Below are 8,072 nucleotides of genomic sequence, written 5' to 3'. Positions count from 1 at the left end.
ATCACGCTGGAGCCGTGGCTGCACCAGGCGGCGTCGAGCACGCTGTCGATGAAGCGCTCGATCTCGTAATTGGCGATGTCGTCGATGCTCTCATTGTCGCTGAGATGATCGAGCAGGTGCGCCGCCGCCTGGTGCAGCCACGGCTCCAGCGTGATCGCGGCCTGCGCGAACAGCGGCGCCGACGAGGGCAGGTCGCGGCGCCGGCGGGCCCAGTCGGGATCGATGTAGAAGGCGAGGAACAGGCCCGGCCTGCCGTCATGCGAAAGGGCATGGCTGTGCGGCTGGAACGAATTGATGCCGGCGGCGGTGTCGGGCCCGAGCCGCACCGTCTCGCGGCCGATGGTCATCTCGCCGGCCGTGCCTTCAAGCCAGATGATCAGATGCGCCTCGACATGGGCATGGGTGACGAAGTCGTTGGCGACATTCAGGACAGAGACATGTCCGAACCGGCCCCAATAGAGCCTGATCGCGTCCGTCATGGGTATATCCTCCCGCGGGCGACTGGCCTCCCTTCGCCCGCCCGGGGATTGTGCGGCGGGCGTCGGGCGCTCGTCAAGGCGCGTGCGCTAGGCCTCACAGGCGCCTTGCGCCGCACGGGCGGATTTTCAGACTGAGCGATAGGAGCCGGATCCGGTCCGGCCTAGTCGCTGCGCCTGAAATTGCGGATACGGTCGAACAGGACCGCGAGCAGGATGGCGCCGCCGATGAAGGTGCCTTGCCAGAAGGCGTTGATGCCGAGCAGGCCAAGGCTGTTGCGGATCACCTCGATCAGCGCCGCACCGACGATGGCGCCGAAGGCGGTGCCGACACCGCCGGCGAGATTGGCGCCGCCGATGACGGTGGCGGCGATCACCTGCAATTCCATGCCGGTGCCGATGTTGGTGGTGACGGCGCCCAGCCAGCCGGTCTCGATGATGCCGGCAATGCCGGCCGCGAGCGCCGAGATCATGTAGACTGCGACCTTGATCTGCTTGACGGGAACACCGGTGAGCGTCGCCGCATGCTCGTTGCCGCCGATGGCGAAGATGTGCCGGCCGAACTTGGTCCAGCGCAGCGTGAAGCCGGTGATCAGCGCCAGAAGGATCATGTAGAGCACCGGATTGGCGATGCCGAACACCCAGGCGCCGCCGCCCAGCGCGAGCAGCTTGTCGTGGTCCGGACCGAACTGGAAGACGACCGTGTTGTTGGAGGCGACCATAGCGAGGCTGCGCGCGATGGACAGCATGCCGAGCGTCACCACGAACGGCGGAAAGCCGAGATACGCGATCAGAATGCCGTTGAAAGCGCCGATGACGAGCGCTGTCAGGATGGTGGCGAGGATGCCGACTTCGATGCCGTAGCCGGCATGCATGGTGACCGCCAGCACCATCGAGCACAGGCAAAGCACCGAGCCGACCGACAGGTCGATGCCGCCGGTGATGATGACGAAGGTCATGCCGAGCGCGACGATGGCGACGAAGGTGATGTTGCGGGTGATGTTGTAGAGGTTCTTCTGCGTGGCGAAGGCGTCGGTGGCGAAGGACAGGAACAGGCAGGCGAGGATCACCGCGATCACCACCCAGAAAGTCTGGCTGCCGAGCAGCCGCGACATGAAGGTGTGCTGCTTCTGCGCGATCGTCTGGTCAAGGGTGACTGCCATTATCGACCTTTCCTGCCGGGCCGCGCCAGCACCGTAAATTCCGGGGTTGCCGTGCTCATGCGACCTGCTCGATAGCGCCGGTGATCAGACCGGTTACCTCCTCGGGCGAGCTGGACGCGATGGTCTTGTCGGCCACTTTCCTGCCGCGCCGCATGACGATGACGCGGTCGGCGACGTCGAAGACGTCGGGCATGCGGTGGCTGATCAGCACCACTGCGATGCCCTGGTCGCGCAAATGGCGGATCAGGTTCAGGACTTCGGCGACCTGGCGCACCGAGATCGCCGCGGTCGGCTCGTCCATCAGCACGATCTTGGCCTGCGACAGCATGGTGCGGGCGATCGCCACCGCCTGGCGCTGGCCGCCCGACATCTGCTTGACGAGATCGCGCGGGCGGGTCTCGGACTTCAGTTCGGCGAAGAGCTGGCCGGCGCGCTTGTACATGGCGGCATAGTCGAGGATGCGAAACGGACCGACGCCCCTGCGCAGCTCACGGCCGAGATAGACATTGGCGGCGGCGGTCAGGTTGTTGCACAGCGCCAGGTCCTGATGGACGATCTCGATGCCGTGCTGGCGGGCCTCCGCCGGCTTGTGCAGGACAAGCTCCTTGCCGTCCAGCTGCATGTTGCCATGGCTCGGGCGGAAATTGCCGGCGATCATTTTGACCAGCGTCGACTTGCCGGCGCCGTTGTCGCCCATCAGGCCGACGACCTGGCCAGGCTCGATCGACAATGACACGTCGTTGACCGCCTGGATGGCGCCGAAATGCTTTGAGATGTTGGTGAGTTCGAGAACCGCCACCAGCGTTATGCCTCCCTGTTGCGGCCTGCGGTTCTGCCGCGGCCTCGCTCTCCCCAGCTCCTCCCCGGGAACGGCGATTTGGCGCATTTACGCTAATGCTCATGCAGGCGTCAATCAATTGTCGGACGAATTGAAGACATGTTTTACCAAAAATCCGTTTTGTAGGACAAATAGCAATTGACGTTGGCCGCATGCCGATATTAGCTAAGCATCGGAGGAAGATCATGCCGATCTTTCGACCCGGCTGGCCGGGCGGAATCGGCGGAAGCGATACCGGTCCGGGACTTGGCGGCAATTCTCGCCGGCACGGTTCGGAATTGCATCTGGAAATGCTTATCGGCCTGGACTGGCGGAGGCACGAGCGCTCGTGAAACGATGCTCTGTCTTCGCGCACCGGGTTGGTCTGCGTGGCGGGCACGCCGTGCCCGTCTGTTTCAAGGGAGGACTGATATGAGGAAATCACTTTTGCTCGCCGCTGCCGCCGTCATGGCGTTGGGCGCCGGGCCGGCACTGGCCAAGAAACAGCTCGTCATTGTGGTGAAGGGGCTCGACAACCCATTCTTCGAAGCCATCCACCAGGGCTGCGAGAAGTGGAACAAGGAAAACGCCAGCTCGGAATATGAATGCTTCTACACCGGCCCGGCATCGACTTCGGACGAGGCCGGCGAGGCTCAGATCGTGCAGGACATGCTGAGCAAGCCCGACACAGTGGCGATGGCGATTTCGCCGTCGAATGCGCCGCTGATCGCGCAGACGATCAAGACCGCCAATCCCTCGATCCCGATCATGACGGTCGATGCCGACCTTGCCAAGGAAGATGCGGGCCTTCGCAAGACCTATCTCGGCACCGACAACTATCTGATGGGCAAGAAGATCGGTGAATACATCAAGAAGGCCAAGCCCAATGGCGGCAAGATCTGCACCATCGAAGGCAATCCGGCGGCCGACAACATCCTGCGCCGCGCTCAAGGCATGCGCGACGCGCTGTCGGGCAAGGACGGCCTCGCGGCGCTTGCCGGTGAAGGCGGCTGGACGGAAGTCGCCGGATGTCCGGTGTTCACCAATGACGATGGCGCCAAGGGCGTACAGGCGATGACCGACATCCTCGCCGCAAATCCCGACCTCGACGCCTTCGGCATCATGGGCGGCTGGCCGCTGTTCGGCGCGCCGCAGCCCTATCGCGACCTGTTCAAGCCGATGGCCGACAAGATCGCCAGCAACGCCTTCGTCATCGGCGCGGCCGACACGATCGGCGACGAAGTGGCGATTGCCAGGGATGGTCTGGTGACCGCGCTGGTCGGCCAGCGGCCGTTCGAAATGGGCTACAAGGCGCCGTCGGTGATGATCGACCTGATCGAAGGCAAGAAGGTCGACGATCCGGTCTTCACCGGTCTCGATGAATGCACCAAGGACACGGTCGACACCTGCATCCAGAAGTAGGTCTCGATCTCGGGGTGCCCTTCGAAGGGCGCCCCGTCACTTCCCTCAGGGACAAGGACAGGCAGCGTTGTCGGGGGCGGCAGTCTCCGGATTTGACGCGCCCATAGGTCGGCGAAGGCATCCGCGGGCGCGGACAATTCCGGACAGTTTCCACGCGACGGACTGACGATGCCGGAACGCCGATGCCGGACGACAAATCAAGAAAACGCTCTGCCGGGACCACGGCCAGCCATCCACTTGTCGCTGTTCGGCGACCGGAGATGGCCTGGAACCCGGGCTCGAGCGTGCATGCCTCGCTTGCCAGCGAGATCGGTCTTCGGATCGTGCGCGGCGACTATCCGCCGGGCACCATCCTGCCCAACGAGGCCAAATGGTCGGAAACCTTCAACGTCAGCCGCTCGGCGGTGCGCGAGGCGATCAAGATGCTGATGGCCAAGAGCCTTCTGGCATCACGCCCCAAGATCGGAAGCTGGGTGGAGCCGAAGGAACGCTGGAACCTGCTCGACCGCGATGTGCTTGCCTGGTACGCGAGCGCGCCGGACCGCGAGCTGTTCCTGAAGACGGTGCAGGAATTCCGCCACATCATCGAACCGGAAGCCAGCGCCTTCGCCGCCATGCGCAGGAGCGAGGAGCAGATGGCCGAAATCAGCCAGGCCTGCCGCGAGATGGGGGTTGCCACAAACCTGCAGGAGCGCACGCGCGCCGACACGCGCTTTCACCTCGCCATTCTCAGGGCATCGGGCAACGAGCTGCTGGTGCCGCTCGGCGTGCTGATCGAATCGGCGCTCGACCATTTGTTCGTCTTCGTCACGCGCGAGCACAGCGACCAGCGGCGGGCGCAGTCGTTGCACGAGGCCATAGAGAAGGCCATCCGCCTCAAGCGCCCGGCCGCCGCTCGAACCGCCGTGCACCGGCTGCTGGCCAACACCGACGAGGTCATCGAGCGGTCGCGGTGACGCGAGGCCTTCCCGACTTCAAATCTTCTGCTTCACGCCATCTTTTGACGGCATCAGGTCGACGCCGTTGACCTTGCCGATATGGGTCGCCAGCATCGGCACGAACTGCTCGGCCGGGCCGGCGGCGAAGGCGCCGGCAAAGGCGTTCTTGGTGGCGTTGCCGAGCGGGTTGGCGATGCCGGCGGCGCCCGCCATGGATTCCAGATAGGTAAGGTCCTTGAAGGCGTTGGCGATGGAGAATTTATGCGCGTCCCGGTCGCCCTCCAGCGTCCAGCGCATGAAGGTCTGGTAGAAGGGGCAGTCCATGCGGCCGTTGCGGATGACGCTGTCGAAACGCGACGGCGAGATGCCGACCTTCTCGGCCAGCGCCAGCGCCTCGGAATAGATCGCGGCGTAGCCCAGCGAGATGAAATTGTTGAGCAATTTCATGCGGTGGCCGTCGCCGGTGTCGCCTATATGGACGATGCGGCCGGCCCAGGTCTCGATCACCGGCTTCACCCTGTTGAAGACCGGGTCGGGCGCACCGACCATGGCGTCCAGCGTGCCTTCCCAGGCCTCCTTCGGCGTGCGGCTGAGCGGCGCGTCGACATAGTCGACGCCGAGCGCCCTGAGTTCGGCAGCCAGCGCCACCGTCGAGACCGGATCGGAGGTCGAGCAATCGACGACCACCGCGCCTTGCCTCAGGCCCTCCTTCAGGCCGCCGGGGCCGCGAATGATGGCTTCGACCTCGCGCGAGCCGGTGACGCAGATGAAGACGATGTCGGATGATGCCGCCACCTCGCGCGATGTCGCCGCTTCTGTGGCGCCGCGACCAGCCAGGTCATCCGCCGGTTTGCGGTTCTTGCGGCCGAGGAAGGTCAGCGGATAGCCCTTGTCGACGATGTTCTTGGCGATGCCGTGCCCCATGAGGCCCAAGCCGATGAAGCCGATTTTTTCGCGCGCGGCGGTGGTGGTCATGTCGTTCCGTCCTGTCTGGGGATTATCGATAATTTCGCCGTTGTTCTTGCCGCATATGGTTGCGGAATGCAATATTGTCTGACAATACACGGCAATAGCGAGCGATGTGGAGAGCGAAATGACGAAGCGGATCATGTTCACCGGTGGCAGCGGCAAGGCGGGGCGTCATGTCGTGCAATATCTGGTCGAGCATGGCTGCCAGGTGCTCAACATCGATACCAAGCCGCTCGACAATCCCAAGGTGCGCACGCTGATTACCGACATCACCGACAGCGGCCAGGTTTTCAACGCACTGTCGAGCTATATGGGCCTGCATGAGTTCGATCCGTCGCTGCGTCCGCAGCCGGTCGACGCAGTTGTGCATTTCGCCGCCATCCCGCGCATCATGATCACGCCCGACAACGAGGTGTTCCGCATCAACGCGATGGGGACCTACAATGTCATCGAGGCGGCGGTGAAGCTCGGCATCCGCAAGGTGGTAATCGCCTCCAGCGAGACGACCTACGGCCTGGTCTTCGCCAACGAACCGCGCGATCCCAAGTATTTTCCTCTCGACGAGGAATACGACGTCGACCCGATGGACAGCTACGCACTGTCCAAGATCGTCAACGAGAAGACCGCGCGAGCCTTCGCGCAGCGCAACGGCACCGATATCTACGCCTTGCGCATCGGCAATGTCATCGAACCGCACGAGTATTCACTCTTCCCGAAGTGGTTCGCCGATCCCGGCTTCCGCAAGAGGATCGCCTGGAGCTATGTCGATGCTCGCGACCTCGGCCAGATCACTTTGCGCGCCGTCGAGAAGGACGGGCTCGGCTACCAGGTGTTCAATGCCGCCAACGACGACACCTCGTCCGACCTGCCGACTGCGGAACTGCTGAAGCGGTTCTACCCGAATGTCCCGGTCAAGGCGGAGCTCGGTGAATACGAGACGTTGCTTTCCAACCGCAAGGCGCGCGACCTGCTCGGCTTCCGCCCGGAGCACAGCTGGCGCAAATACGTCAAAACGGCATGATGGGGCGCAAAGCCGTGGCTGATCTGTGCACAGCCGCCGGCTTTGCGCTCCATCAGCCTTGCCGTGCTTGACAGGGTCCGAAATCCGGACTTTCTGGGGCAGATGCGGAACGGGAAGCCGAACAAGGAAAAATCACCGGAGCAGGCGGCGTCCGCCGAGCGCCAGGCCGCCATTCGCCGAGCCGATGCGCCGCGCATTCCGGGATCGAGCGTGCATGCTTCGCTGGCCAGCGAGATCGGCCTTCGGATTGTGCGCGGCGACTATCCGCCGGGCACCATCCTGCCGAACGAGGCAAAATGGTCGGAGACCTTCGACGTCAGCCGTTCGGCCGTGCGCGAGGCGATCAAGATGCTGATGGCCAAGAGCCTTTTGGCATCGCGTCCGAAGATCGGCAGCTGGGTGGAGCCGAAAGAGCGCTGGAACCTGCTCGACCGCGATGTGCTTGCCTGGTACGCGACCTCGCCCGACCGCGAGGTATTCCTGAAGACGGTGCAGGAATTCCGCCATATCATCGAGCCGGAGGCGACGGCTTTCGCCGCGATGCGGCGTACCGAAGAACAGATGGCCGAGATCAGCCAGGCCTGCCGCGAGATGGGCGAGGCACCGACCCTGCAGGAGCGGACGCGCGCCGACACGCGCTTCCATCTCGCGATCCTGAGGGCCTCGGGCAACGACTTGCTGGTGCCGCTTGGCGTGCTGATCGAATCCGCGTTCGATCACCTGTTCAGCTACACGACGCGAGAGGTCGACGACCTGCAGCATGCGCAGAAGCTGCATGAGGCGATCGAGAAGAACATCCGCCTGCAAAGGCCGGACGCGGCGCGCAATGCGGTGCGCAAGCTGCTCGCTAACACCGACGAGGTCATAAAGTCGAGATAGCCCGCGATCGAACTAGTCCTGTCTCGGACGGCCGAAAGCGGCGCGCAGTTCGCCCTTGGCCTTCTCCAGCACTCGCTTGCGTTCCGCCGGCAGGTTGCTGCCGGCACGGTTGATGTAGAAGTTCAGCATCGACATGGCGGACTGGAACGGCTCGGACTTGCGCCGGTCGCTGTGCTCGGCCGATCGCTTGAGCGAGGCGGCGATCTTTTTGGCATCGTTGGATTCGAAGACATGCTTCTCGAGATCCATCGCGTCGCTGTGCCCGGTCACTTCGGCCGACCATTTTCGTTTCGCGGTCATGGCAGCACTCCTTTCATGATGGAAACTCAACGCGGAGATGTCTGTTCCCGCCGGATCCTTGCTTCTGGAGCGACGGATTTGCCTGTC

Annotated in this window: 8 protein-coding genes and 1 pseudogene; 4 read left to right on the top strand and 5 right to left on the bottom strand. The window is 63.6% G+C overall.

Translation table 11 applies throughout. From position 1 onward, the window contains the following. From EOA33_RS16335 to EOA33_RS16325, 3 genes and pseudogenes are all read right to left on the bottom strand, one after another. Positions 1–479 (bottom strand): annotated as a pseudogene (locus EOA33_RS16335) (AraC family transcriptional regulator); the annotation flags it as partial. 161 nt (positions 480–640) lie between these two features. Beyond that, complete coding sequence (locus EOA33_RS16330) at positions 641–1,639, bottom strand: ABC transporter permease (RefSeq protein ID WP_126059017.1); 999 nt, start codon at positions 1,637–1,639, stop codon at positions 641–643. 55 nt (positions 1,640–1,694) lie between these two features. Then, a complete protein-coding gene (locus EOA33_RS16325; RefSeq protein WP_126059018.1) occupies positions 1,695–2,438 on the bottom strand; it encodes an ATP-binding cassette domain-containing protein in 744 nt (247 codons plus the stop codon). 450 nt (positions 2,439–2,888) lie between these two features. Here EOA33_RS16325 and EOA33_RS16320 point away from each other — a divergent pair, with 450 nt between their 5' ends. Together EOA33_RS16320 and EOA33_RS16315 are read left to right on the top strand one after the other, a co-directional pair. Then, positions 2,889–3,878, top strand: a complete 990-nt coding sequence (locus tag EOA33_RS16320; protein WP_126059019.1) for a sugar-binding protein — start codon at positions 2,889–2,891, stop codon at positions 3,876–3,878. 182 nt (positions 3,879–4,060) lie between these two features. Continuing rightward, positions 4,061–4,834: a FadR/GntR family transcriptional regulator gene (locus EOA33_RS16315; protein WP_127406061.1), complete on the top strand. Its 774-nt coding sequence runs from the start codon at positions 4,061–4,063 to the stop codon at positions 4,832–4,834. An 18-nt stretch (positions 4,835–4,852) separates the two neighbouring features. Here the strand turns inward: EOA33_RS16315 and EOA33_RS16310 are convergent, their stop codons facing one another. Further along, positions 4,853–5,791 carry an NAD(P)-dependent oxidoreductase gene (locus EOA33_RS16310; protein WP_127406060.1) on the bottom strand — a complete coding sequence of 313 codons (939 nt, stop codon included), beginning with the start codon at positions 5,789–5,791 and terminating at the stop codon, positions 4,853–4,855. A gap of 118 nt (positions 5,792–5,909) precedes the next feature. On the opposite strand from EOA33_RS16310, the gene EOA33_RS16305 reads away from it, so the two are divergent. Together EOA33_RS16305 and EOA33_RS16300 are read left to right on the top strand one after the other, a co-directional pair. Continuing rightward, positions 5,910–6,806, top strand: a complete 897-nt coding sequence (locus EOA33_RS16305) for an NAD(P)-dependent oxidoreductase (RefSeq protein WP_127406059.1) — start codon at positions 5,910–5,912, stop codon at positions 6,804–6,806. A gap of 102 nt (positions 6,807–6,908) precedes the next feature. Next, complete coding sequence (locus EOA33_RS16300; protein ID WP_127406058.1) at positions 6,909–7,685, top strand: FadR/GntR family transcriptional regulator; 777 nt, start codon at positions 6,909–6,911, stop codon at positions 7,683–7,685. 12 nt (positions 7,686–7,697) lie between these two features. Here EOA33_RS16300 and EOA33_RS16295 read toward each other — a convergent pair whose 3' ends face one another. Continuing rightward, positions 7,698–7,985 carry a DUF3175 domain-containing protein gene (locus EOA33_RS16295; protein WP_127406057.1) on the bottom strand — a complete coding sequence of 96 codons (288 nt, stop codon included), beginning with the start codon at positions 7,983–7,985 and terminating at the stop codon, positions 7,698–7,700. Positions 7,986–8,072: the final 87 nt, after the last annotated feature.

Origin of the sequence: Mesorhizobium sp. M4A.F.Ca.ET.050.02.1.1 (assembly GCF_003997725.1) — a bacterium.
Taxonomy (GTDB): Bacteria; Pseudomonadota; Alphaproteobacteria; order Rhizobiales; family Rhizobiaceae; genus Mesorhizobium.
The sequence above is the reverse complement of the archived record's forward strand: the minus strand, read 5'-3'. Positions and strand labels throughout refer to the sequence as shown.